Raw genomic sequence first — 23,651 nt, forward strand, 5'->3', positions numbered from 1 at the left:
TTACGCTGCGTCCTAACAACGAGGAGGTCCTACGATGAACACCCGATTCCTTGCGCGCGGCGCCGTCGCGGTCGCCGTGGCGGCTGCCCTGTCTGCCGGCTATGTCGCAGGCACCCGCCGCGCCGATCCGCAGATCATCACGCCCGCGCAGGCCGCCGCGCTCATGCCGGCCGAGGCCGCGGCGAAGACCGGCATTCCCGATTTCTCCGGGCTGGTCGAAACTTACGGCCCGGCCGTCGTGAACATCAGCGCGAAGCACGTCGTGAAGCAGGTGTCGCGGCGTGTGCCACAGCCGCAGCTGCCGATCGATCCGAGCGATCCGTTCTACCAGTTCTTCAAGCACTTCTACGGCCAGGTGCCGGGCATGGGCGGCGACACGCAGCCGGACGACCAGCCGAGCGCGAGCCTCGGTTCGGGATTCATCGTCAGCGCGGACGGGTACATCCTCACCAACGCGCACGTGATCGACGGCGCGAACGTCGTCACGGTCAAGCTGACCGACAAGCGCGAGTACAAGGCGAAGGTCGTCGGCGCCGACAAGCAGTCCGACGTCGCGGTGTTGAAGATCGACGCGAGCGGCCTGCCGACCGTGAAGATCGGCGACCCGGCGCAAAGCAAGGTCGGCCAGTGGGTCGTCGCGATCGGTTCGCCGTACGGCTTCGACAACACGGTCACGTCCGGCATCATCAGCGCGAAATCGCGTTCGCTGCCCGACGAGAACTACACGCCGTTCATCCAGACCGACGTGCCGGTGAACCCCGGCAACTCGGGCGGCCCGCTGTTCAACCTGCAGGGCGAGGTGATCGGCATCAACTCGATGATCTACTCGCAGACGGGTGGCTTCCAGGGCCTGTCGTTCGCGATTCCGATCAACGAGGCGATCAAGGTCAAGGACGAGCTCGTGAAGACGGGGCACGTGAGCCGGGGCCGCCTCGGGGTCGCCGTGCAGGGGCTGAACCAGACGCTCGCGAGCTCGTTCGGACTGCAGAAGCCGGACGGCGCGCTCGTCAGTTCGGTCGACCCGAACGGCCCGGCCGCGAAGGCGGGCTTGCAGCCGGGCGACGTGATCCTCGCGGTCAACGGCTCGCCGGTCGCCGACTCCACGTCGCTGCCCGCGCAGATCGCGAACCTGAAGCCGGGCTCGAAGGCCGATCTGCAGGTGTGGCGCGACAAGTCGAGGAAGTCGATCAGCGTGACGCTCGGCGCGATGACCGACGCGAAGCTGGCCTCGAACGACGGCGGCCCCGTCGAGCAGGGGCGCCTCGGCGTCGCGGTGCGTCCGCTCACGCCGCAGGAGCGCAGCGCAACCAGCTTGTCGCACGGGCTGATCGTGCAGCAGGCCGGCGGCCCGGCGGCCAGCGCGGGCATCCAGCCCGGCGACGTGATCCTCGCGGTGAACGGCCGCCCGGTCACGAGCCCCGAGCAGTTGCGCGACGCGGTCAAGGGAGCGGGCAACAGTCTTGCTCTCCTGATCCAGCGCGATAATGCACAGATCTTCGTGCCGGTCGACCTGAGCTGACCGGCGGCCGCTGCGGGCCGGCCTCGCCGGCCTTGGCGGGCGCCGCCGGCGTTCGACCCGTGGTGCCGTGTTCCGACCCGAAAGGAGGGAGCCATGCAATATCTACGCAACGTGTCCCGATTTGCCGCCGCCGCGGCGCTGGCCGCCGGCTGCGCCGTCGCCGCGTCCGGCGCGTACGCACAATCGGACGGCTTGCCCGCGGCGAGCCAGCAGGGCGATGTCAGCTACGTGTCAGGCGGCATCGGCAAGGATCAATCGACGGCATTCGAGCAGAACGAGGCGGCGTGGCCGCTCGCACTGCGCTTCACCGGCAAGGGCGGCGAATATCTGGCCGACGTCCATGTGCGGATCGTCGACAGCAAGGGCACCGAGCTGCTGACGACGGACGCGCGCGGGCCGTACATGCTCGTCAAGCTGCCGCCTGGGCGCTACACGGTGCATGCGGCGTACCAGGGCAGCGACGAATCGCGCGCGGTCACGGTCGGTGCGAAGGGCGGGGCGAAGGCCGCGTTCCAGTGGAGTGCGCAGTAGCGCATCGCGCGCGGGCGCGGTCAGGCCGCGCAATCGGAGGCGGTTTCGCCCATAATGAGAGCCACGGCACCTGTGCCGTGGCTTTTTCGTTTCCTGCGCCCGGCTTGCCCGCCGGGGCCGCCGTCCGGAGGAGAAACGATGTCCGATGCTGCCGACCCTCGCCTGGAAATCGTACCGAACCGCCATCGCGTGCGCGTGATCCATCGCGGCATCACGTATGCCGATTCACACGGCGCGCTGACCGTGCGCGAAACGGGCCTGCCGGACATCCATTACCTGCCGCGCGGCGACGTCAACATGCACAGGCTCGTGATGTCGAGCGTCACGACGGATTGTCCGCTGAGGGGCCGTGCCGTGTATTTCAACCTGCAGACGGAAGACGGCGTGATCGAGAACGCCGCATGGAGTTACGAGGAACCGGGGGGAGACCGCGTCCGCGCTTGCGCACTACGTCGCCTTCGATGTCGCGCGGGTCGACAGTCTCATCGAGACGTCCTGATGCGGCGCGTGTTCATCGGGGAGGCATCATGGAACTGAACGACACGTTGCGCGTACCGCTCGCGCCGACCGTCGTGCGGGAGGCACTCGAGGATCTCGCGTTGCTGCGGGCGAGCTTCGACCATTGCGAATCGTTCGTGAAGCACGCGCACGGCGAGTTCGCGCTGACCATCACGGTGCCGCTCGGCCCGCTGCGTGCCCGCTACGACGTGCGTGCGCATCTGGCGAGCGAGCAGGGCGACGCGGAAGGCCAGCCGCGCCGCGTGCTCAACTTCAAGGCGCGGGCCGACGGCCTCGGCGCGGTGCGCGGGCAGGTCGAGCTGGTGCTGCGGCCGGACGATGACGACGCGGCTGCGACACGCATCGAATATGTGGTGTGGGCGACGGCGAGCGGCCCGCTTGCCGAACTGCCGGCGCGGCAGATCGAGAATGCGCTGTTCGCGTGGACCGACGATTTCTTCCGCGAATTCTGCGCGGTCGTGCAGGCGAAGCACGGTCTCGTGCCGAACCGCGCGCGTTCGCGCCCGCAGCGTCGCCAGCATGTGTTCCTGCGGCCCGCGTCGCTGATGGCCGCGGCGAAGCGTCCGCTGCCGCCGCACCTTGGCGGCGCGCTGAGCGGCCGCGTCGCGAGCGCCGTGCATCATCGCGAATCCGGCCCGCTGCCTGTCTGGGCGTGGGCGGCGATCGTCGTGTTCGTCGCGCTGCTGCTGTATGCGGCGCGCTGGATCAACGGCGTCTGAGCGGCCGGCGTGCCACCGCGTTACCCGGCCGGACGCCGGCGGCGCGGCGGCCATTAGCGCCGCGCATCGGGCCCGGCGCCGCGAAATTCCCTCCGATAGGCCGATGGCGACGTGCCGAGCGAGCCCGCGAAATGCTGGCGCAGCGATACGCTCGAGCCGTAGCCGGCCGCCTGTGCGATCGCGTCGATCGATTGTCCCGTGGTTTCCAGCAGATGCTGTGCGCGCGTGAGCCGCTCGGCCTGCAGCCACGCGGTGACGGTCGTGCCCGTCGCCTGGAGGAAGTGGCGCGTGAACGTGCGCCGGCTCATCAGCACGCGTTCGGCGAGCGAATCGACACTGTGCGCGATGTCCAGATGCGCGCGCACCCAGTCGAGCAGGCCCGCGAGCCGCGCATCGCGCGGGTGCGCGGCAACCGGCTGCGGCACGTATTGCGCCTGCCCGCCCTGGCGGTGCGGCGGGATCACGAGGCGGCGCGCGATCCGGTTCGCGGCGTCCGAGCCGAAGCGCCGCCGCACGACGTGCAGGCAGCAGTCGAGCCCCGCGGCCGTGCCGGCCGACGTCATCAGGTTGCCGTCGTCGACGTACAGCACATCGGGGTCGAGCTTCACGCGTGGAAAGCGCTGCGCGAAGTCGTCGGCCCACGCCCAGTGCGTCGTGGCCGGGCGTCCGTCGAGCAGCCCGGCCGCGGCGAGCACGTACGCGCCGAGGCACAGGCCGACGACCTGCGCGCCGCGCGCGGCGGCCGCGCGCACTGCATCGACCAGCACGTCAGGCGGTGCTTCGTCGGGATCGCGCCATGCCGGCACGATGACGATGTCCGCGTCGTCGAGCGCATCGAGCCCGTACGGTGCGGTGATCGTGAAGCCGCCCGTCGTCGACAGCGGGCCGCGCTCGGCCGAGCACACGCGAAACTCGAACGCGGGCATCGCGGCCGCATCGCGTTCCTTGCCGAACACGACGGACGGCACCGACAGGTGGAACGGGCTGATGCCGTCGTACGCGATCACGGCGACGACGGTCGGGGTAGGGGCAACGGACGACGCGGCGGCGCGCATGACGGGCTCCGGAATGGCGATGGCCCGATTTTATCGAAGAATGGCTATCGGGCCACTGTCCGTCTGCGCGATGCGATCCGACAATGCATCGCATCGCGCTGCTGGCCGCCCCGTTCCGGAGCGGGGCGGCGCTGCCGAAACCGGAGCCTGCCATGTCGAATGCCATATTGCCTTCCGCTTCCCGCCGCGCGCTGATCGTGATCGATGTCCAGAACGAATACGTAACGGGCAACCTGCCGATCGAATATCCGCCCGTCGACGCATCGCTGGCGAACATCGGCCGCGCGATCGACGCCGCGCACGCGGCCGGCGTGCCCGTGATCGTCGTCCAGCATGTCGCGCCGGCGGGTGCGCCGATCTTCGCGCCGGGGACGGACGGCGTCGCGCTGCATCCGGTCGTCGCCGACCGGCCGTATGCGCACCTGATCGTGAAGGCGCAGGCCAGTTCGTTCGCCGGCACCGATCTCGCCGCATGGCTCGACACGCACGGCATCGGCACGCTCGCGGTCGCCGGCTACATGACGCACAACTGCAATGCGTCGACGGTCTATCACGCGGCGCACGCGGGGCTCGCCGTCGAGTATCTGGCGGACGCGACCGGCGCGTTGCCGTACGTGAATGGCGCGGGTGCGGCGAGTGCCGAAGAGATTCACCGCGCGTACACGGTCGTGTTTCAGTCGAATTTCGCGGCCGTGATGTCGACCGATGAATGGATCGCGGGGCTCGGCGGCGCGGCGATGCCGGCGCGCGATTCGGTGGCCGCGTCGAACCGGCGGGCCCGCGCGCAACGCGCGAAGGCCGCCTGAGCGAATCGGGGAGGGCAGGGGGCGACCGGGCGGAGCGGCGCCGCCGTCTGCGCGTGGCCGGATCGACCGGCCGGTCGCGATGACGCGGCGCGCGGCGCGCCGGCGGAGGGGCCGTCGGTCAGTCGCTCGTCTTCAGCATCGCCGGGCTGTAACGCATCATGTCGAAGCAGCCGTCGACGAGCTGTTCCGCATGCTGCTCGGCATCGATCTCGTCGGGCAGCATCAGCATGTCACGCACGAAACCGCTGACGAGCGTGTGCAGCATCAGCGTCGCGCGCCATGTGTCGAGCCGCTCGGGCAGCAGCTTGAGCCGCACGGCGCCCGCGAGATCGGCATCGATCGCGTGCAGCGCCTCGCTCATCCCCGCACGGTTGCGCTGCAGCAGCGGCTCCATGTCCGCGACGTACTCGCACTTCATGAACAGGATGCTGAACACGCGCCGCAACTGCGAGTCGCGCTGCACACCGAGCAGGCACCAGATCAGGATCTTGCGGATTTTCTCCAGCGGATTGCCGCCGGGCGCGTCGAGCGGCATCCGCTTGAGCTCGTCGATCGGCAGGAACACGCGGTCGAACATCGCGTCGAACAGCTCGCTCTTGTTTGCGAAATGCCAGTAGATCGCGCCGCGCGTCACGCCGGCGTGCTGGGCGATGTCGGCGAGCGACGTGTGCGACACGCCCTTCTCGAAGAACACGTGTTCGGCGGCGTCGAGAATGCGGTTGCGCGTCTCGAGCGCCTCCTCCTTGGTGCGTCTGACCATGTGCAGGCCTGAATGGATCGATCGTAGGTGAATATAGGGTCGGCAACCCTCGTCGTCGCTGTGCGGACGGGCTATGCTTGCGACTGGTAATAATTCGTAAGACCTAGCGGTTGGCGACGGGCGAGCGGGCTTTTTACATACATTCGTGAATGTATATACAATACCACCCTACGATCGAATGACCAAAGTGGCAATCAGTTAATATCCCACTCTGCTGATTCCCGCCAAAGTACCAGTCCGCAGTTCGCGGCATCTCGTCGGCATGGAGGTCTCGTGCCGACTTGCTGTATCCAGTAGTCCAGTAATTCAGGTGTTCGATCTGCGCCGCGAGGCGCATCCGTGTTGCGCTCCCGTCGGGTGCTGCACTTATTCCATTGGTTATACACAGAGGTCGCTCCATGCGCGTCGAACGGGTTCCATACCGCTTGATCACTGTCGCGGCAGCCGCGGTTTTTCTGGCTGCATGCGGAAAAAAAGAATCGGCACCGCCGCCGCAAACGCCGGAAGTCGGCGTCGTCACCGTCCAGCCGCAAGCCGTGCCGGTCTTCAGCGAACTGCCGGGCCGTACCAGCGCATTCCTCGTCGCGCAGGTCCGCGCGCGGGTCGACGGCATCGTGCTGCGTCGTGAGTTCACCGAAGGCACCGACGTCAAGGCTGGACAGCGTCTGTACAAGATCGATCCGGCGCCGTACATCGCGGCATTGAACAGCGCGAAGGCGACGCTCGCGAAGGCGCAGGCGAACCTCGTCACGCAGAACGCGCTGGTCGCGCGCTACAAGGTGCTCGTGGCCGCGAACGCGGTCAGCAAGCAGGACTACGACAACGCGGTGGCCACCCAGGGGCAGGCCGCGGCGGACGTCGCGGCCGGCAAGGCGGCGGTCGATACCGCACAGATCAACCTCGGCTACACGGACGTGGTCTCGCCGATCACGGGCCGCGTCGGCATTTCGCAAGTGACGCCGGGCGCCTACGTGCAGGCGAGCCAGGCGACGCTGATGTCGACGGTGCAGCAACTCGACCCCGTGTACGTGGACCTCACGCAATCGAGCCTCGAGGGCCTGAAGCTGCGCCAGGACGTGCAGAGCGGCCGCCTGAAGACGAGTGGTCCGGGCGCGGCGAAGGTGTCGCTGATCCTCGAGGACGGCAAGACGTATTCGGAAGTCGGCAAGCTGCAGTTTTCCGACGTGACGGTCGACCAGGCAACCGGCTCGGTGACGATCCGCGCGGTCTTCCCGAACCCGGGCCGCGTGCTGCTGCCGGGGATGTTCGTGCGTGCGCGTATCGAGGAAGGCGTGAACGAGAACGCGTTCCTGGTGCCGCAGATCGGCGTCACGCATGACCAGAAGGGCCAGGCGATCGCGATGGTGGTGAACGCGAGCAACAAGGTCGAGCCGCGTACGCTGAAGACGTCGGGCATGCGCGGCCAGGACTGGATCGTCGAAGGCGGTCTGCAGGCGGGCGACCACGTGATCGTGCAGGGCGGCGAGAAGGTGCGTCCGGGCGCGACCGTGAAGTCGGTGGCGGCACAACTCGCCCCGGCGGCCGGTGCCGCATCGGGTGTCGCCGCTGCCACCGCCGCGCCGGCTGCCGCCGGTTCCGGCGCCGCCGCCGCGTCCGGTGCTGCCGCATCGGGCGCCGCGCCGGCGAGTGCCGCCGCTGCTTCGAGCGCGCAATAACAGGGAGCCTGTTTCATGGCAAAGTTTTTTATCGATCGCCCGATCTTCGCGTGGGTGATCGCCATCATCCTGATGCTGGCCGGGGTCGCGGCGATCTTCACGCTGCCGATCTCGCAGTATCCGACGATCGCGCCGCCATCGATCCAGATCACCGCGAACTACCCGGGCGCTTCCGCGAAGACGGTGGAAGACACGGTGACGCAGGTGATCGAGCAGCAGATGAGCGGTCTCGACAACTTCCTGTACATGTCGTCGACCAGTGACGACTCGGGCAACGCGACGATCACGCTGACGTTCGCGCCGGGCACCAACGCCGACATCGCGCAGGTCCAGGTGCAGAACAAGCTGTCGCTCGCGACGCCGGTTCTGCCCCAGGTCGTGCAGCAGCTCGGCCTGTCGGTGACGAAGTCGAGCAGCAGCTTCCTGCTGGTGCTCGCCTTCAACTCCGAAGACGGCAGCATGAACAAGTACGACCTCGCGAACTTCGTGGCGTCGCACGTGAAGGATCCGATCAGCCGGCTGAACGGCGTCGGCACCGTCACGCTGTTCGGCTCGCAGTACGCGATGCGGATCTGGCTCGACCCGACCCGCCTGACGAACTACGGCCTCACGCCGGTCGACGTGAGCTCGGCGATCACCGCGCAGAACGTGCAGATCGCGGGCGGCCAGATCGGCGGCACGCCGGCCAAGCCGGGCACCATGCTGCAGGCGACGATCACCGAATCGACGCTGCTGCAGACGCCCGAGCAGTTCGGCAACATCCTGCTGAAGGTCAACCAGGACGGCTCGCAGGTTCGCCTGAAGGACGTCGCGCAGATCGGCCTCGGCGGCGAAAACTACAACTTCGACACGAAGTACAACGGTCAGCCGACCGCGGCACTCGGTATCCAGCTCGCGACCAACGCGAACGCGCTCGCGACCGCGAAGGCCGTGCGCGCGAAGATCGACGAGCTCGCACCGTTCTTCCCGCACGGCCTCGTCGTGAAGTATCCGTACGACACGACGCCGTTCGTGAAGCTGTCGATCGAGGAAGTGGTCAAGACGCTGCTCGAAGGTATCGTGCTCGTGTTCCTCGTGATGTATCTGTTCCTGCAGAACCTGCGGGCGACGATTATCCCGACGATCGCGGTGCCGGTGGTGCTGCTCGGCACGTTCGCGATCATGTCGCTCGTGGGCTTCTCGATCAACACGCTGTCGATGTTCGGCCTCGTGCTCGCGATCGGCCTGCTGGTGGACGATGCGATCGTGGTGGTCGAGAACGTCGAGCGCGTGATGGCGGAAGAGGGCCTGTCACCGAAGGAGGCGACCCGCAAGGCGATGGGCCAGATCACCGGCGCACTCGTCGGCGTGGCGCTGGTGCTGTCGGCGGTGTTCGTGCCGGTCGCGTTCTCCGGCGGTTCGGTCGGCGCGATCTATCGTCAGTTCTCGCTGACGATCGTGTCGGCGATGGTGCTGTCGGTGCTGGTCGCGTTGATTCTGACGCCCGCACTGTGCGCGACGATCCTGAAGCCGATCCCGCAAGGGCATCACGAAGAGAAGAAGGGCTTCTTCGGCTGGTTCAACCGCACGTTCAACAACAGCCGCGACAAGTACCACGTCGGCGTGCACCACGTGATCAAGCGTTCGGGCCGCTGGCTCATCATCTACCTGGTCGTGATCGTCGCGGTCGGCCTGCTGTTCGTGCGCCTGCCGAAGTCGTTCCTGCCGGATGAAGACCAGGGCCTGATGTTCGTGATCGTGCAGACGCCGTCGGGCTCGACGCAGGAAACGACCGCGAAGACGCTCGCGAACATTTCCGACTACCTGCTGAAGGACGAGAAGGAAATCGTCGAATCGGCGTTCACGGTCAACGGCTTCAGCTTCGCGGGTCGCGGCCAGAACTCGGGTCTCGTGTTCGTGCGACTGAAGGACTACTCGCAGCGTCAGCATGCGAACCAGAAGGTGCAGGCCCTGATCGGCCGGATGTTCGGGCGCTACGCGGGCTACAAGGACGCGATCGTGATCCCGTTCAACCCGCCGTCGATTCCCGAACTCGGCACGGCCGCGGGCTTCGACTTCGAGCTGACGGACAACGCCGGTCTTGGCCACGACGCGCTGATGGCTGCGCGTAACCAGCTTCTCGGGATGGCCTCGAAGGATCCGACGCTGCAGGGCGTGCGCCCGAACGGCCTGAACGACACGCCGCAGTACAAGGTCGACATCGACCGCGAGAAGGCGAATGCGCTCGGCGTGACGGCGGATGCGATCGATCAGACGTTCTCGATCGCGTGGGCGTCGAAGTACGTGAACAACTTCCTCGACACCGACGGCCGGATCAAGAAGGTGTACGTGCAGGCCGACGCGCCGTTCCGGATGACGCCGGAGGACATGAACATCTGGTACGTGCGCAACGGGTCGGGCGGGATGGTGCCGTTCAGCGCGTTCGCGACCGGTCACTGGACGTACGGTTCGCCGAAGCTCGAGCGCTACAACGGCGTGTCGGCGATGGAAATCCAGGGTCAGGCCGCGCCGGGCAAGTCGACCGGCCAGGCGATGACCGCGATGGAAGGGCTCGCGAAGAAGCTGCCGGTCGGTATCGGCTATTCGTGGACCGGCCTGTCGTTCCAGGAAATCCAGTCGGGTTCGCAGGCGCCGATCCTGTATGCAATCTCGATCCTCGTCGTGTTCCTGTGTCTCGCGGCGCTGTATGAAAGCTGGTCGATCCCGTTCTCGGTGATCATGGTGGTGCCGCTCGGCGTGATCGGTGCACTGCTCGCGGCGACGATGCGCGGCCTCGAGAACGACGTGTTCTTCCAGGTCGGCCTGCTGACCACCGTGGGCTTGTCCGCGAAGAACGCGATCCTGATCGTGGAATTCGCGCGCGAACTGCAGATGACGGAGAAGATGGGGCCGATCGAGGCCGCGCTGGAAGCAGCGCGCCTGCGGCTGCGTCCGATCCTGATGACGTCGCTCGCGTTCATTCTCGGCGTGATGCCGCTCGCGATCAGCAACGGCGCGGGTTCGGCGAGCCAGCACGCGATCGGCACGGGCGTGATCGGCGGGATGATCACGGCGACGTTCCTCGCGATCTTCATGATCCCGATGTTCTTCGTGAAGATCCGCGCGATCTTCAGCGGCGAGAAGGAAGACGTCGATCAGGCGCTGCGCCTCGCTCAGGAGCACTCGCACCACGAAGAGAAGCCGGGCAACGGCGACGAAGGCAACAAGGGACAGTGATGATGCAAAAACACGCTTTGACTGCAATCGCGGTCGCGCTCTTTGCCACGGGCTGCACGATGGCGCCGCATTACAAGCGGCCCGACGCGCCCGTCGCACAGGCGTACCCGGCCGGCGGCGTCTATGCGACGCAGCCGGGCGCTGCCGGCGCGCGCAGCGCGAACGGCCAGGCGGCGACCGCCATCGGCTGGCGCGAATTCTTCGTCGATCCGCGCCTGCAGCGGCTGATCGAGATCGCGCTGAAGAACAACCGCGACCTGCGCGTGTCGGTGCTGAACATCGAGGCGGCGCGCGCGCAGTACCAGATCACGCGCGCGGGCCTGTTCCCGACGCTCGACGGCACCGGCACGGGCAGCATCCAGCGCGTGCCGCAGGGCCTGTCGCAGACGGGTGCGCCGTATATCTCGCGCGCCTACAACGTCGGCGTTTCGGCGTCGTGGGAACTCGACCTGTTCGGCCGCGTGCAGAGCCTGAAGGACCAGGCGCTCGCGCAGTACCTGTCGACGTCGTATGCGCGGCAGGCTGCCGAGATCTCGCTCGTGTCGCAGGTCGCGGACCAGTACCTGACGCTGCTGTCCACCGATGACCTGCTGCAGGTCACGGAGAACACGCTGAAGACGGCACAGGCGTCGTACGACCTGACGAAGCTGCAGTTCGACAACGGCACGGGCTCCGAGCTCGAGCTGCGTCAGGCGCAGACGGTCGTCGAGACGGCGCTCGCGAACCAGCAGGCGCAGGCGCGTGCGCGTGCGCAGGCGCTGAACGCGCTGGTGCTGCTGATCGGCGAGCCGCTGCCGGACGATCTGCCGGCGGGCATGCCACTCGATGCGCAGAACCTGCTGACGGACGTGCCGGCCGGTCTGCCGTCCGACCTGCTGACGCGTCGTCCTGACGTGATGCAGGCCGAGCAGACGCTCCTGGCCGCGAACGCGAACATCGGCGCGGCACGCGCGGCGTTCTTCCCGCGTATCTCGCTGACGGGCGCGTTCGGCACCGGCAGCCCGACGCTCGGCGGCCTGTTCAAGGCCGGCACGGCGGCGTGGTCATTCGCGCCGCAGATCACGATGCCGATCTTCGAAGGCGGGCAGAACATCGCGAACCTGAACCTCGCGAACGTGCAGAAGCGTATCGAGATCGCCAACTACGAGAAGGCGATCCAGTCGGCGTTCCGCGAAGTGTCGGACGGGCTGGCTGCACGCGGCACGTACGATCAGCAGATCGCCGCGCTCGAGCGAAACGAGCACGCGCAGCAGCGTCGCTTCGACCTGTCGGACCTGCGCTACAAGAATGGTGTCGACAGCTACCTGTCGGTGCTGACTGCGCAGACCGACCTGTACTCGGCGCAGCAGTCGCTGATCAGCGCGCGTCTGGCACGCTGGACGAACCTGGTCACGCTTTACCGCGCATTGGGCGGCGGCTGGATCCAGCGCGCCGGCGAGACGCCGCGCGCACCGGACGAAACGGTCGACTACGACAAGGCGGCCGCACCGGCGCCTGCGTCGGCAGCGGCGACGAACGGGTAAGCACGAAGGCGGGCAGGGGCGGGCGACCGCTCCGGTTCGCCGAGGTCGCGGTTCTCGGGATACGACAACGCCACGGACGAAAGTCCGTGGCGTTTTTTTGCGGCCAGTTTGGTTTGCAGCGACCGCGGATCGTCATCACCGGCACCACTGCTATCGCCGCCCAACCACTCGCCACAAAGCAAAACGCCACGGCAAGCCGTGGCGTTTTTCCTCTACCGTATCGCGCCATGTTCCGGCGCATCCGGGGCGGATCGATCAGTGATGCACGTCGGCCGGGCGTCCGTCGAAGTCGTGCCCTGCGCGGCGAATCTCGCAACGTGCGTCCTTCTCTGCCTTCACGCCGTTGAACACGATGTTCAGGATCACGGCGGTGGCGGACGCGAGCAGGATGCCGCTGTGCAGGATCGGTGCGAGCGCGGGCGGCAGCTTCGAGAAGAAGTGCGGTGACACGACCGGCACGAGGCCCATCCCGACGCTGACGGCGACGATGAACAGGTTGTGCGAGTTGTCTACGAAGTCGACCTTCGACAGCACCTTGATGCCGTTCGCGGCCACCATCCCGAACATCACGATGCCCGCGCCGCCGAGCACGAACGGCGGCACCGATGCGACGACCTGCGCCATCTTCGGGAACAGGCCGAGCAGCACCAGGATCACGCCGCCCGTCGCGCAGACGAACCGGCTCTTCACGCCCGTCACGCCGATCAGGCCGACGTTCTGCGAGAACGACGTATGCGGAAACGAGTTGAAGATGCCGCCGATCAGCGTGCCGAGGCCGTCGACGCGCAGGCCGCGCACGAGGCGCTCCTGGTTGACCGGGCGATCGACCATGTCGCCGACCGCGAGGAACATGCCGGTCGATTCGATGAACGTGACGAACATCACCGTGACCATCGTCGCGATCGACAGCGGGTCGAAATGCGGCAGGCCGAAGTGGAACGGCATCACGAAACCAACCCACGGTGCGTGCGCGACGCCGTCGGTATTCACGCGACCGATCGCGAACGCGATCACGAAGCCGGCGACGATGCCGAGCAGCACCGAGATGTTCGCGAGGAAGCCGCGGCCGAACTTGTTGATCAGCAGGATCAGCGTGAGCACGAGCAGCGACAGGCCGAGGTAGACGGGGCTGCCGTATTCGGGGTTGCCGACGCCGCCCGCTGCCCAGTTGATCCCGACTTCCATCAGCGAGAGCCCGATCACCGCGATCACGGTGCCGACGACGACCGGCGGAAAGAATCGCAACAGCTTGCCGATCATCGGCGCGAGCACGATGCCGATGATGCCGGCGGCAATGGTCGAGCCGAAGACGTCGAGAATGCCGAGGCCGGGGTTGGTGCCGATCGCGATCATCGGGCCGACGGCCGCGAACGTGCAGCCCATGATGACGGGCAGGCGGATCCCGAAGATCCACAGGCCGAGCGTCTGGATCAGCGTGGCGATACCGCACGAAAACAGATCGGCGCTGATCAGGAACGCGATCTGGTCTTTCGGCAGCTTCAGCGCGCCGCCGACGATAAGCGGCACGGCTACGGCGCCGGCGTACATGACGAGGACGTGCTGCAGACCAAGCGTTACAAGCTTGCCGGTCGGCAGCACCTCATCGCACGGATGGACCGTGTTCGATTGCATCTGTCTCACTCCATGATCTTGTTTTCGGGGTGATACGAAGTTATGCGGAATGGAACATCGCAACAAGAGCACTGGGTTCTATTCCGTTCTTTGCTGGTTCGATATGCCATTTCGGCATGAAACAGGGTGTCGATCATCGGGAAACTGCCGCTGGAGTGAGGTTCCCCGGTTTTATAGCCCTTCAAAATAGTGCATGCCGCCATGTCAAATATCGGCGGCTTTATTGTGTGTATCGCGACCGTGGCATAGTGGAAAAAACGACCGGTGGAAAATCGCGCCGGGTTAACCCGCTGGCGGCCGTTCTGGCGCGTAACGCGTGGCCGGGTGAAACCGATGGTGCGCGGCTGCGTTTTTCACGTCGCCAGGGTGTTAAAAGCGCCGAGCAAGTCGGGCCGCATGTCGCGATCCCGCTATCATCGATATCCGTTCACTCGAATACGCCAACCCGTCATGCGCCTGCTCGGAATCGACCTCGGTACCGGCTCCGTCAAACTCGTCACGCTCGATGCCGATGGCGTCGAGCGCGCGGTTGCGAGCCAACCCTATGCATTGTCGTCGCCGCAGCCGGGCTGGGCCGAAATTGCCCCCGACGTGTGGTGGCAGGCGCTCGTGCGCGCCGCTGCGCGGCTGCCGGCCGGTGAGCGCGCGCAGGTCGCGGCGATCGGCTTCTCCGGCCAGATGCATGGCGTCGTGCTGATCGACGCGGCCGGGCAGCCGGTGCGGCCCGCGCTGTTGTGGCCCGATACGCGCGCGGTGCGCGAAGCGGACGCGGCCGACTGGCCGGACGCGCCGAATCCCGTCGCGCCCGGCATGGCGGGCCCCCTGTTGCGCTGGCTGGCCGCACACGAACCGCACGCGTTGCGGGACGCACGCTGGGCCGTGCAGCCGAAGGACTGGCTGCGCGTCGCGCTGGGCGGCGAGATCGCGGCCGATCCGAGCGATGCATGCGCGACGGCGCTCGCGACGCCGGACGGCGCGTGGGATACGGCGCTGATCGACGCGCTGGGCTTGCCCGTCGACCGGTTCGCACCCGAGCGGGCGTCGGGTGCGCGCTGCGGTGTGCTCGATGCGACGGCCGCGGCGGCACTCGGGCTGCCGGCCGGCGTGCCGCTCGCGACGGGGGCGGCCGATACGGCGTGCGCGGCGCTCGGCAGCGGGCTCGTCGCGGCCGGCGACGCGCTGCTGACCACCGGCAGCGGTGGCCAGATCGTCGTGCTCGCGGACAGGTTGCCGCCCGCACGGCGCGGGCTGCATCGTTATCGCACGGCGGCGGGCGGCGGCTATTACACGATGGCCGCGATGCAGAATGTCGGGCTCGCGCTCGAAGCCGTGCGCGGCTGGCTCGGCTATCCGGGCTGGCCGGATGCGTACGACGACGCGTTCGCCCGGCCGGCGTCGGAGCGGGTCTGCTTCCTGCCGTACCTGACGGGCGAGCGTTCGCCGTGGATGAATCCCGACGCGCGCGGCGGCTGGCTCGGTCTCGGGCTCGGCGACACGCGCGGCGCGATGATGCGCGCTGCGTTCGAGGGCGTCGCGTTCGCGTTGCGCGCGGGGCTCGATGCGATTCGCGATGCGAACCGGGTCGATCCGGTGACGACGCTGCGCCTTGCCGGTGGCGGCTCGGTCGATCCGCGCTGGCGTCAGTTGCTCGCGGATGCGCTCGGCGCGTCGCTCGACGCGGTCGATTGCCCGAACGCCGCGACGCGCGGCGCCGCGCTGCTCGCGGGCGTCGCGATCGGACACTGGCGCGAAGACGCGCTGCGCACGCTGGCGCCGACCGCGTCGCCGGTCGCCGCACCGCACGACGATCGCGCGCTGGCCGCACGCCATGCGCGTTTCGTCGATCTGTATGCGCGAACGGATGCGTGGTTCACGACCGGCGTTTAAATTCGGGCACTTGTCCTGTCGCGACAGCGGTGACGCGTCGCGGCAAGCCGGAGGCTGTTTCCCGCACGCGACGGGCGGCGGGATCGGGGATCATGACGGGCACACTCCGGTATCGCCGTGTCGCGCGGCACGGCTCGACCTGATCACGCACGCGCTGCCGCTCGAGACGCTCCTCGGCGGCGCCGACCCGATGAAGACGGGCGAATCGATTCGCCCGATCGTGCTGTATTGAACGGAAGGGAACTCCATGCTCGAACTCGTTACTTCGCATGCTTGCCACGGTGGCGAGCAACGCTTCTATCGCCACGATTCGAAGGCGATCGGCCTGCCGATGAAGTTCTCGGTGTACCTGCCGCCGCAGGCCGCGCACGGTCGCGTGTCGGCGCTGTTCTATCTCGCGGGGCTCACGTGCACCGAGGAGACGTTCGCGATCAAGGGCGGCGCGCAGCAGTACGCGGCGCAGCACGGCCTCGCGCTCGTGATGCCCGATACGAGCCCGCGCGGCGCGGGCGTGCCGGGCGAGACCGATGCATGGGATTTCGGCGTCGGCGCGGGTTTCTATGTCGACGCGACGCAAGCTCCGTGGTCGACGCATTACCGGATGGAGTCGTACGTGACGGGCGAGTTGCGCGAGCTTGTCGCGGCCGAGTTGCCGATCGACGGCACGCGGCTCGGGATCTTCGGCCACTCGATGGGCGGGCACGGTGCGCTGACGCTCGCGCTGCGTCACCCCGACCTGTACCGATCGGTGTCGGCGTTCGCGCCGATTGCCGCGCCGACGCGTTGCCCGTGGGGCGAGAAGGCGTTCTCGGGCTACCTCGGCGACGATCGCGAAGCGTGGAAGCAGCACGACGCGAGCGAACTCGTCGCGCGCGCGGATGCGCCGAAGTTCGCGGACGGCATCCTCGTCGACCAGGGCCTCGCCGATCAGTTCCTCGCGAACCAGCTGAACCCGGACGTATTCGAAGCCGCGTGCGCGAAGGCCGGCCAGCCGCTGACGCTGCGCCGCCATGCGGGCTACGACCACGGTTACTACTTCATCTCGACGTTCATCGCCGATCACATCGCGCATCACGCACGCGTGCTCTCACTGTGAGCGGGGTGCGGCACGCGTGACCCGCGGTGCGCGCCGCACGTCGCGCGCGCATGCAAAAACGCCGGCGGCCTTTCGGCTACGCCGGCGTTTTGGTTTTCGCCGCTCGACGATCAGTGGCGCCGCAACAGGCTCGCGCCATACACGAGCGCGGACAGCGCGGTGATCCAGAAGCTCGTCGGCCAGTCGGTGTGATACGCGAGCGCGATCCCGGCCCACGCTTCGAACAGCGCGAACAGCGCGGCGAGCAGCACGCCGGTCGACAGCCGCGTCGACACGTTTTGCGCGGCCGCGGCCGGCCCGACCAGCAGCGTGAACACGAGCAGCACGCCGACGATCTGCGTTGCCGCCGCCACCGCGAGCGCGCACACCGCGAGGAACAGCACCGACACCGTGCGCAGCGACACGCCCTTGGCTTCGGCCAGCTCAGGCTGCAGCGACGCGAACAGCAGCGGCCGCGCGATCAGCGCGAGCGCGACGAGGCTCACCGCGCCGATGCCGGCCAGCACCGCGAGCGTGTCGCGGCTGACCGCGAGCACGTTGCCGAACAGCAATGCGGTGACCTGCGTCGCGAACGACGTATAGAAGTGCAGGAACAACAGACCGAAGCCGAGCGCGCCGGACAGGATCACGCCGATCGCGACGTCGCGACCCGCGAGTTTTTCGCCGAGCGCACCCATGCCGATCCCGGCCGCGAGCGTGAAGCCGACCATCCCCCAGATCGGCGAGATGCCGAGCAGCACCGCGCCCGTCGCGCCGGTAAAGCCGACGTGCGACAGCGCATGGCCGGCGAAGGTTTGTCCGCGCAGCACCAGGAAGTAGCCGACGATGCCCGCGAGCACCGCGACGATTCCCGACGCGGCGAACGCGTTGATCATGAAGTCGTATTCAAACATCGTGCGAATGCCCGGGATGAGCGTGTCCGTGGTGGTGATGGCCGTGTCCGCCGCCACCGCCGTGCGAGTGGCCGTCGTCGTCCTCGTGTTCGTGGTCGTGCTTCTCGATCTCGACGTCGCCCGACATCACGAAGATCTTGCCGTTCACGCGCATCACGTCGATCGGCGAGCCGTAGAGCCGCGACAGCACCGGCCTGGTGATGACCTCGTCGACGGTGCCGAGCGCCGCGACGCCGTTGCCGAGATACAGCACGCGGTCGAGCGCGTTCAGCAGCGGATTCAGTTCGTGCGCGGAGAACAGCACGGTGATGCCGAGCTCGCGCTGCACGTTGCGCACGAGTTCGACGACGCCGCGCTGGTGGTTCGGGTCGAGGCTGATCAGCGGTTCGTCGAGCAGCAGCAGCTGCGGATTGCCGAGCAGGCATTGCGCGAGCAGCAGGCGCTGCCGCTCGCCGCCCGACAGCTCCGACAGCGGCCGGCGCGCGAGCGTCGTACCGCCGACGAGGTCGAGCACGCGGTCGACGTCGCGCCGCGTCGCGGCGTTCGTGTGCGGCAGCCCCCAGCGGTGGCCGTCGGCGGCCATCGCGACGAAGTCGTAGCCGCGCATCCGGCGATTCGCGAGTCCGCTCCTGATCTGCGGCATGTAGCCGATCGACGCGTTGCCGCGCGCGACCGGCACGCCGCCGACCGACAGCGTGCCGCCCGTGACGGGCACGAGACCGAGCACCGCGCGCATCAGCGTCGTCTTGCCCGCGCCGTTCGGCCCGAGCACGCCGACGAATTCGCCGGGCTCGATCGAGAAACTCACGTCGCGAAGGATCGTGCGTCCGCCCAGTTCGAGCGTGACGCGATCGAGTGCGAGTGCGTGGGGAGTGTCGGTCATGGTGTTGACTGGGTCACTTCTTGCTGGCGGAAAGCGCGGCCGCGAGCGCGTCGAGCTGGCCGGCCATCCATTGCTGGAAGGTCTTGCCGGCCGGCTGCGTCTCGGTGACGCTCACGCCCGGCACACCGCTGTCGCGCGCGATCTTCAGCAGGCGCTTGGTCATCGGCGCTTCGGCCTGGCTGTTGTAGATCAGCACGCGCACCTGTTTCTTGCGCAGGTCGTTCTCGAACGCGGCGACGTCCTGCGCGCTGGCTTCGGTGTCGTTCATCGTCGCAAGCTGGAAGCGCTGGTTGCGCATGTCGAGGCCGATCGCGTCGGACATGTAGCCGAACACCGGCTCGGTGGCCGTCACCGGCACGCCCTTGTATTGCGCGCGCAGCGCGGCGACCTTGTCGTCGACGGGCTTCAGCGACGCGACGAACTTCTGCAGGTTCGCGTCGTAGTCGGCCTTGTTCGCCGGATCGGCACGGCCGAGCTCGGCCGCGATCGCGCGCGCGGCGGCCGGCATGGTCGCCGGGTCGTACCACAGGTGCGGGTTGTCGCCGGCCTTCTTGCCGACGAGATCCGCCACGACGATCGTCGCGCGCTTCGCCTGCTTCGATGCGCCGAGCAGTTTGCCCATCCACGGATCGTAGTCCGCGCCGTTGTAGATCACGACCTGCGCGTGCTGCAGCGCGCGCGCGGTCTTCGGGCTCGCTTCGAACAGGTGCGGATCCTGGTCGGGATTGCTGAGGATGCTGGTCACCGCGACATGGCGGCCGCCGATCTGCGATGCGACGTCGCCATAGAAATTCTCGGCGGCGACCACATTGACGGTCGCGGCCTGCGCGAAGGCGGGTGAGGCGATCGACAGCGCGGCGGCCGCGGCGGCGAACAGACGAGCAAGCGGCAGGGCACGCCGCGGCGCGCGCTTCAGGGCAATGGACATGAAACTCCTCGTTGGAAGGGGCGGCGCGTGCGCCGCGCGTGTGCGGTGTCAGCGTTGCGCGGGCTTGCCCTTGCAGTGCCCGCACAGGCCGTTCAGCTCGACGACCTGGTGGTGGACTTCGAACCCGTGCGCGGGCGCGCTCGCGGACAGCTGTTTCGCGAGGTCGCTGCCCGGAATCTCGACGGTCTCGCCGCACGAGTCGCAGATCAGGAACTGGCCTTCGTGCGGCACGCCGATCTCGCAGCACGCGAAGAACGCGTTCTTCGATTCGATCCGGTGGATGAAGCCGTGCTCGACGAGGAAATCCAGCGCGCGATAGACGGTCGTCGGCGGCACGCGGCCGCGCTGCGGCTCGAGCTCGGCGAGCAGGTCGTACGCGCCGATCGGGCGCTGCGCGGCCAGCACGCGTTCGTAGACCTGGCGGCGCAGCGGCGTCCACGCGAGCCCGTGCTCGGCGGCGAATGCGTCGGCCCGGGACAGCCGGGCGTCGATGTGCGATGAGGTGGCCATGGCGTGGAGCTGGCAATGAGACGAAGTATCGCGATGATATAACGTATCTTCTCGTCGTGCAGCCCGAATTCCGCCCCGCGCACCGGCTGTGTCCCCTTCATCGCCGTTTCAGCCGCGCCGCACCCAGCGCGCCGCGCCTTGCCGGGCGCGGTTCTCCGCGCGCCGCTCGGCGCAGTCGTGCCGCAGCGCATCATCGAAAGCCGCCGTGTCGCCTTGACAGCGTGAATCGCGTATCCGATCATTCGACCAACAAGAGAGCAATTGATCGGTCGGCGAGCGTTCGCTCACCTCGCGGCCTTCGTACAGCAGAACGAACCGGAGACAACCAGTGAGACTGGAAGACAAGGTCGCGATCCTGACGGGTGCGGCCAGCGGCATCGGCGAAGCGGTCGCGCAACGCTATCTGGACGAGGGCGCGCGCTGCGTGCTGGTCGACGTGAAGCCCGCGGGCGGTTCGCTCGCACGGCTGATCGAGGCGAACCCCGGCCGCGCGGTGGCCGTCACCGCGGACGTCACGCGACGCGACGATATCGCGCGGATCGTCGCCACCGCCGTCGAGCGGTTCGGCGGCGTCGACATCCTGTTCAACAACGCGGCGCTGTTCGACATGCGCCCGATCCTCGACGAATCCTGGGACGTGTTCGACCGGCTGTTCGCGGTCAACGTGAAAGGGCTGTTCTTCCTGATGCAGGCCGTCGCGCAGCGGATGGTCGAACAGGGGCGCGGCGGCAAGATCGTCAACATGTCGTCGCAGGCCGGGCGTCGCGGCGAGGCGCTCGTTTCGCACTACTGCGCGACCAAGGCCGCGGTGATCAGCTACACGCAGTCGGCCGCGCTCGCGCTCGCGCCGCACCGGATCAACGTGAACGGCATCGCGCCGGGCGTGGTCGACACACCGATGTGGGAGCAGGTCGATGCGCTGTTCGCGCGCTATGAGAACCGGCCGCTCGGCGAGAAGAAGCGGCTCGTTGGCGAAGCCGTGCCGCTCGGCCGGATGGGCGTGCCGGGCGACCTGACGGGCGCCGCGCTGTTCCTCGCGTCGGCCGACGCCGACTACATCACCGCCCAGACGCTGAACGTCGACGGCGGCAACTGGATGAGCTGACATGACGCCGCTCGCACGCGCAACCCGGGCGTCCGCGCCGCGTGCGGCCGCCGCCGCACGAGGGCACGCATGATGGCCGAGATCGTCGTGGCCGGCGAACTGCTGGCCGAATTCGTCGCCGCCGAGCGTGGCCAGGGTTTCGACACGCCGGGCCTGTTCGCGGGCCCGTTTCCGAGCGGTGCGCCGGCGATCTTCGCCGACCAGGCCGCGCGGCTCGGCGCGCGCGTCGCGTATGCGGGCTGCGTCGGCCGCGACGCATTCGGCGACGCGATCGTCGCGCGGCTCGAGCGCGACGGCGTCGACGTCGCGCGCATCCGTCGTGTCGCGCGTCCGACCGGCACCGCGTTCGTCGCGTATCGCGACGATGGTTCACGCAGCTTCGTGTTCAGCCTGTCGACCAGCGCGGCCGCGTGCGTCGACGCATCCGACGTCGACACCGCGATGTTCGACGGTTGCCGCTACTTCCATGTGATGGGCTCGTCGCTGACGAGCGAATCGGCGATCGCGGCCGTCCAGCGCGGCGTGATCGAAGCGGCGCGCGTCGGCGCGAAGGTGTCGTTCGACCCGAACGTGCGGCCCGAGATGCTGAGCTTCCGTCCGATGCGCGCGGCGCTCGACACGATGCTCGCCGCTTGCCATCTGTTTCTGCCGAGCGAGGCCGACCTGCCGTTCTTCTGCGGGCCGCAGCCGGCCGAGCGCGCGATCGCCGGGCTGCTCGCGACGCATCCGCTGCTCGAGCGCGTCGTGCTCAAGCGTGGCGCGGCCGGCAGCGCCGCGTTCGACCGTGCGAGCCGTGTGGACGTGCCGGCCTGGCCGGTCGACGAACTCGATCCGACCGGTGCCGGCGACTGCTTCGGCGGCACGTTGGTCGCGAGCCTCGTCGCCGGCCTGCCGATCGACGTCGCGCTGCGCCGCGCGAACGCGGCCGGCGCGATCGCGGTCACGCGGCGCGGCCCGATGGAGGGCAACAGCAGCGCGACTGAAATCGACCGCTTCCTGACTGAACGAGGTATCGCATGTCCGGCCTGACCCCCGTCGCCGAACGCCCGCGCAACGCGCACGCCGACGCCGTGCTGCGGATGATCTTCGATTCGAACCGCGCGGATGCGCAGCGCGGCATCTATTCGATCTGCAGCGCGCACCGGCTCGTGCTGGAGGCCGCGTGCGAGGCCGCGCGCGCGGACGGCTCGCCGCTCCTGATCGAGGCGACCTGCAACCAGGTGAACCATCTCGGCGGCTACACGGGCATGACGCCCGCCGATTTCCGGCGCGACGTCGATGCGATCGCGCAGCGCTGCGGGCTCGCGCCGTCGGCGCTCGTGCTCGGCGGCGACCATCTGGGCCCGAACCCGTGGCGGCACCGTCGCGCGGCCGATGCGATGCGCGAAGCGGCCGCGATGGTCGCCGCGTATGTCGAAGCCGGGTTCGAGAAGATCCACCTGGACGCGAGCATGGCATGCGCGGACGATCCGGAGCGGCTCGACGACCGGACGATTGCCGCCCGCGCGGCCGAGCTGTGCCGCGCGGCCGAAGACGCGGGGGCGCGCGCCGGCGTTGCGCCCGTCTACGTGATCGGCACCGAGGTGCCGACGCCGGGCGGCGAAGTGGCCGGCGACACGGGCGGCGATGGGATCGCGCGGATCGCGGTCACGCGCAGCGACAGCATCGCCGCGACGCTGGACGCGCATCGCGCCGCATTCGCGGCGGCCGGGCTCGACGACGCATGGACGCGCGTGGTCGCGATTGTCGCGCAGCCGGGCGTCGATTTCGACGATCGCCACGTGCTCGACTACGACAGCGCGAAGGCCGCGTCGCTTGGCGCGAGCATCCTGCGCACGCCGCGCCTCGTGTTCGAAGCGCATTCGACCGACTACCAGACCGAAGGCGCACTCGCCGCGCTCGTGCGCGACCACTTCGCGGTGCTGAAGGTTGGGCCCGCGCTGACCTTCGCGTTGCGCGAGGCGCTGTTCGCGCTCACCTTCATCGAGGACGCGCTGATCGTCGACGTCGCGCAGCGCTCGCGGTTGCGCGACGTGGTCGACGCCGCGATGCGCGCGCAACCCGAGCACTGGGCGCCGTATTACCGCGGCGACGAAACCGAGCAGCGGCTCGCGCGCCAGTTCAGCTACAGCGACCGGATCCGCTACTACTGGCTGCAGCCGGCCGTCGCGGCGGCGGTCGAGCAGTTGTTCGACAACCTTGCGCGGCAGCCCGTGCCCGAGACGCTCGTCGCGCAGTGGCTGCCGGACGTGTACGCGGCTTGCCGCGCGGGCGGCCTCGCGAGAGAGCCGCGCGCATGGGTGCGCCACCGGATACGCGACGTGATCGCGCACTATGCGCGCGCGTGCGGGATGCAGCGGCCGTCGTGACGGGCCGCGAAGGAAACACGGCAA

Annotated in this window: 20 protein-coding genes and 2 pseudogenes; 14 read left to right on the forward strand and 8 right to left on the reverse strand. The window is 68.2% G+C overall.

Features of this window, described 5'->3' with window-relative positions; translation table 11 throughout:
* Window positions 1–34 precede the first annotated feature (34 nt).
* The 4 genes and pseudogenes from LGM71_RS20915 to LGM71_RS20930 all read left to right on the forward strand — a co-directional run bounded on the left by LGM71_RS20915 (window position 35) and on the right by LGM71_RS20930 (window position 3,288).
* A complete protein-coding gene (locus LGM71_RS20915) occupies window positions 35–1,519 on the forward strand; it encodes a DegQ family serine endoprotease (RefSeq protein ID WP_124621412.1) in 1,485 nt (494 codons plus the stop codon).
* 93 nt (window positions 1,520–1,612) lie between these two features.
* Window positions 1,613–2,050 carry a carboxypeptidase-like regulatory domain-containing protein gene (locus LGM71_RS20920; protein ID WP_124900971.1) on the forward strand — a complete coding sequence of 146 codons (438 nt, stop codon included), beginning with the start codon at window positions 1,613–1,615 and terminating at the stop codon, window positions 2,048–2,050.
* Between the two features lie 138 nt (window positions 2,051–2,188).
* A pseudogene (locus LGM71_RS20925) lies at window positions 2,189–2,549 on the forward strand (DUF427 domain-containing protein).
* Between the two features lie 28 nt (window positions 2,550–2,577).
* Window positions 2,578–3,288 carry a CoxG family protein gene (locus LGM71_RS20930; RefSeq protein WP_124900973.1) on the forward strand — a complete coding sequence of 237 codons (711 nt, stop codon included), beginning with the start codon at window positions 2,578–2,580 and terminating at the stop codon, window positions 3,286–3,288.
* A gap of 53 nt (window positions 3,289–3,341) precedes the next feature.
* On the opposite strand, the gene LGM71_RS20935 is transcribed toward LGM71_RS20930, so the two are convergent.
* Window positions 3,342–4,343, reverse strand: a complete 1,002-nt coding sequence (locus tag LGM71_RS20935; protein WP_226116245.1) for a helix-turn-helix domain-containing protein — start codon at window positions 4,341–4,343, stop codon at window positions 3,342–3,344.
* Window positions 4,344–4,495: 152 nt separating this feature from the next.
* Here LGM71_RS20935 and LGM71_RS20940 point away from each other — a divergent pair, with 152 nt between their 5' ends.
* Window positions 4,496–5,149 (forward strand): cysteine hydrolase family protein, encoded by a 654-nt coding sequence (locus LGM71_RS20940; RefSeq protein WP_226116247.1) that lies wholly within the window; start codon window positions 4,496–4,498, stop codon window positions 5,147–5,149.
* Window positions 5,150–5,267: 118 nt separating this feature from the next.
* On the opposite strand, the gene LGM71_RS20945 is transcribed toward LGM71_RS20940, so the two are convergent.
* Window positions 5,268–5,909, reverse strand: coding sequence for a TetR family transcriptional regulator (locus tag LGM71_RS20945; protein ID WP_059607945.1), 642 nt, complete (start codon window positions 5,907–5,909; stop codon window positions 5,268–5,270).
* Window positions 5,910–6,307: 398 nt separating this feature from the next.
* Here LGM71_RS20945 and LGM71_RS20950 point away from each other — a divergent pair, with 398 nt between their 5' ends.
* The 3 genes from LGM71_RS20950 to LGM71_RS20960 are packed head-to-tail and all read left to right on the forward strand — an operon-like array spanning window position 6,308 to window position 12,324.
* A complete protein-coding gene (locus LGM71_RS20950) occupies window positions 6,308–7,585 on the forward strand; it encodes an efflux RND transporter periplasmic adaptor subunit (protein ID WP_124621422.1) in 1,278 nt (425 codons plus the stop codon).
* A 15-nt stretch (window positions 7,586–7,600) separates the two neighbouring features.
* Entirely contained in the window at window positions 7,601–10,801 is a 3,201-nt protein-coding gene (gene bpeB / locus LGM71_RS20955) for an efflux RND transporter permease BpeB (protein ID WP_124621424.1), read from the forward strand.
* Window positions 10,801–12,324 carry an efflux transporter outer membrane subunit gene (locus tag LGM71_RS20960; RefSeq protein ID WP_059607948.1) on the forward strand — a complete coding sequence of 508 codons (1,524 nt, stop codon included), beginning with the start codon at window positions 10,801–10,803 and terminating at the stop codon, window positions 12,322–12,324. The genes bpeB and LGM71_RS20960 overlap by 1 nt, the downstream gene beginning before the upstream one ends.
* Window positions 12,325–12,579: 255 nt before the next feature.
* Here the strand turns inward: LGM71_RS20960 and LGM71_RS20965 are convergent, their stop codons facing one another.
* Complete coding sequence (locus LGM71_RS20965) at window positions 12,580–13,956, reverse strand: nucleobase:cation symporter-2 family protein (protein ID WP_174906207.1); 1,377 nt, start codon at window positions 13,954–13,956, stop codon at window positions 12,580–12,582.
* A gap of 450 nt (window positions 13,957–14,406) precedes the next feature.
* Between LGM71_RS20965 and LGM71_RS20970 the strand changes: the two genes are divergently transcribed.
* The 3 genes from LGM71_RS20970 to fghA are packed head-to-tail and all read left to right on the forward strand — an operon-like array spanning window position 14,407 to window position 16,939.
* Entirely contained in the window at window positions 14,407–15,843 is a 1,437-nt protein-coding gene (locus LGM71_RS20970) for a xylulokinase (RefSeq protein ID WP_226116249.1), read from the forward strand.
* A gap of 10 nt (window positions 15,844–15,853) precedes the next feature.
* Complete coding sequence (locus LGM71_RS33430) at window positions 15,854–16,075, forward strand: hypothetical protein (protein WP_413226894.1); 222 nt, start codon at window positions 15,854–15,856, stop codon at window positions 16,073–16,075.
* Window positions 16,076–16,090: 15 nt separating this feature from the next.
* Window positions 16,091–16,939 carry an S-formylglutathione hydrolase gene (gene fghA, locus LGM71_RS20980; protein WP_226116251.1) on the forward strand — a complete coding sequence of 283 codons (849 nt, stop codon included), beginning with the start codon at window positions 16,091–16,093 and terminating at the stop codon, window positions 16,937–16,939.
* A 110-nt stretch (window positions 16,940–17,049) separates the two neighbouring features.
* On the opposite strand, the gene LGM71_RS20985 is transcribed toward fghA, so the two are convergent.
* The 5 genes and pseudogenes from LGM71_RS20985 to LGM71_RS21005 all read right to left on the reverse strand — a co-directional run bounded on the left by LGM71_RS20985 (window position 17,050) and on the right by LGM71_RS21005 (window position 20,498).
* Entirely contained in the window at window positions 17,050–17,832 is a 783-nt protein-coding gene (locus LGM71_RS20985; protein ID WP_059607953.1) for a metal ABC transporter permease, read from the reverse strand.
* Window positions 17,833–18,199: 367 nt separating this feature from the next.
* Window positions 18,200–18,715, reverse strand: a pseudogene (locus LGM71_RS33435) (ATP-binding cassette domain-containing protein); the annotation flags it as partial.
* Between the two features lie 13 nt (window positions 18,716–18,728).
* On the reverse strand, window positions 18,729–19,643 hold the full coding sequence (locus LGM71_RS20995) for a metal ABC transporter solute-binding protein, Zn/Mn family (protein ID WP_175817672.1): 915 nt from the start codon (window positions 19,641–19,643) through the stop codon (window positions 18,729–18,731).
* A 48-nt stretch (window positions 19,644–19,691) separates the two neighbouring features.
* The gene (locus tag LGM71_RS21000) at window positions 19,692–20,153 is read right to left on the reverse strand and encodes a Fur family transcriptional regulator (protein WP_059607956.1); all 462 of its coding nucleotides are present in this window, start codon (window positions 20,151–20,153) and stop codon (window positions 19,692–19,694) included.
* 108 nt (window positions 20,154–20,261) lie between these two features.
* Window positions 20,262–20,498 carry a hypothetical protein gene (locus tag LGM71_RS21005; protein WP_226116255.1) on the reverse strand — a complete coding sequence of 79 codons (237 nt, stop codon included), beginning with the start codon at window positions 20,496–20,498 and terminating at the stop codon, window positions 20,262–20,264.
* On the opposite strand from LGM71_RS21005, the gene LGM71_RS21010 reads away from it, so the two are divergent.
* The 3 genes from LGM71_RS21010 (at window position 20,482) to LGM71_RS21020 (ending at window position 23,627) form a co-directional block, all read left to right on the forward strand.
* Window positions 20,482–21,258: an L-iditol 2-dehydrogenase gene (locus LGM71_RS21010; protein ID WP_059607957.1), complete on the forward strand. Its 777-nt coding sequence runs from the start codon at window positions 20,482–20,484 to the stop codon at window positions 21,256–21,258. The genes LGM71_RS21005 and LGM71_RS21010 overlap by 17 nt on opposite strands.
* A gap of 72 nt (window positions 21,259–21,330) precedes the next feature.
* Window positions 21,331–22,287: a sugar kinase gene (locus tag LGM71_RS21015; protein WP_124621672.1), complete on the forward strand. Its 957-nt coding sequence runs from the start codon at window positions 21,331–21,333 to the stop codon at window positions 22,285–22,287.
* A complete protein-coding gene (locus LGM71_RS21020) occupies window positions 22,275–23,627 on the forward strand; it encodes a D-tagatose-bisphosphate aldolase, class II, non-catalytic subunit (protein WP_226116257.1) in 1,353 nt (450 codons plus the stop codon). Before LGM71_RS21015 ends, LGM71_RS21020 begins: the two co-directional genes overlap by 13 nt.
* Window positions 23,628–23,651: the final 24 nt, after the last annotated feature.

Origin of the sequence: Burkholderia sp. AU33545, from assembly GCF_020419685.1 — a bacterium.
In the GTDB taxonomy this organism is placed as follows: domain Bacteria; phylum Pseudomonadota; class Gammaproteobacteria; order Burkholderiales; family Burkholderiaceae; genus Burkholderia; species Burkholderia diffusa.

Coding starts and splice junctions, on each gene's coding strand:
- LGM71_RS20915 (WP_124621412.1), top strand. CDS start 35: ATGAACACCCGATTCCTTGCGCGCGGCGCCGTCGCGGTCGCCGTGGCG.
- LGM71_RS20920 (WP_124900971.1), top strand. CDS start 1,613: ATGCAATATCTACGCAACGTGTCCCGATTTGCCGCCGCCGCGGCGCTG.
- LGM71_RS20930 (WP_124900973.1), top strand. CDS start 2,578: ATGGAACTGAACGACACGTTGCGCGTACCGCTCGCGCCGACCGTCGTG.
- LGM71_RS20935 (WP_226116245.1), bottom strand. CDS start 4,343: ATGCGCGCCGCCGCGTCGTCCGTTGCCCCTACCCCGACCGTCGTCGCC.
- LGM71_RS20940 (WP_226116247.1), top strand. CDS start 4,496: ATGTCGAATGCCATATTGCCTTCCGCTTCCCGCCGCGCGCTGATCGTG.
- LGM71_RS20945 (WP_059607945.1), bottom strand. CDS start 5,909: ATGGTCAGACGCACCAAGGAGGAGGCGCTCGAGACGCGCAACCGCATT.
- LGM71_RS20950 (WP_124621422.1), top strand. CDS start 6,308: ATGCGCGTCGAACGGGTTCCATACCGCTTGATCACTGTCGCGGCAGCC.
- bpeB (WP_124621424.1), top strand. CDS start 7,601: ATGGCAAAGTTTTTTATCGATCGCCCGATCTTCGCGTGGGTGATCGCC.
- LGM71_RS20960 (WP_059607948.1), top strand. CDS start 10,801: ATGATGCAAAAACACGCTTTGACTGCAATCGCGGTCGCGCTCTTTGCC.
- LGM71_RS20965 (WP_174906207.1), bottom strand. CDS start 13,956: ATGCAATCGAACACGGTCCATCCGTGCGATGAGGTGCTGCCGACCGGC.
- LGM71_RS20970 (WP_226116249.1), top strand. CDS start 14,407: ATGCGCCTGCTCGGAATCGACCTCGGTACCGGCTCCGTCAAACTCGTC.
- fghA (WP_226116251.1), top strand. CDS start 16,091: ATGCTCGAACTCGTTACTTCGCATGCTTGCCACGGTGGCGAGCAACGC.
- LGM71_RS20985 (WP_059607953.1), bottom strand. CDS start 17,832: ATGTTTGAATACGACTTCATGATCAACGCGTTCGCCGCGTCGGGAATC.
- LGM71_RS20995 (WP_175817672.1), bottom strand. CDS start 19,643: ATGTCCATTGCCCTGAAGCGCGCGCCGCGGCGTGCCCTGCCGCTTGCT.
- LGM71_RS21000 (WP_059607956.1), bottom strand. CDS start 20,153: ATGGCCACCTCATCGCACATCGACGCCCGGCTGTCCCGGGCCGACGCA.
- LGM71_RS21015 (WP_124621672.1), top strand. CDS start 21,331: ATGGCCGAGATCGTCGTGGCCGGCGAACTGCTGGCCGAATTCGTCGCC.
- LGM71_RS21020 (WP_226116257.1), top strand. CDS start 22,275: ATGTCCGGCCTGACCCCCGTCGCCGAACGCCCGCGCAACGCGCACGCC.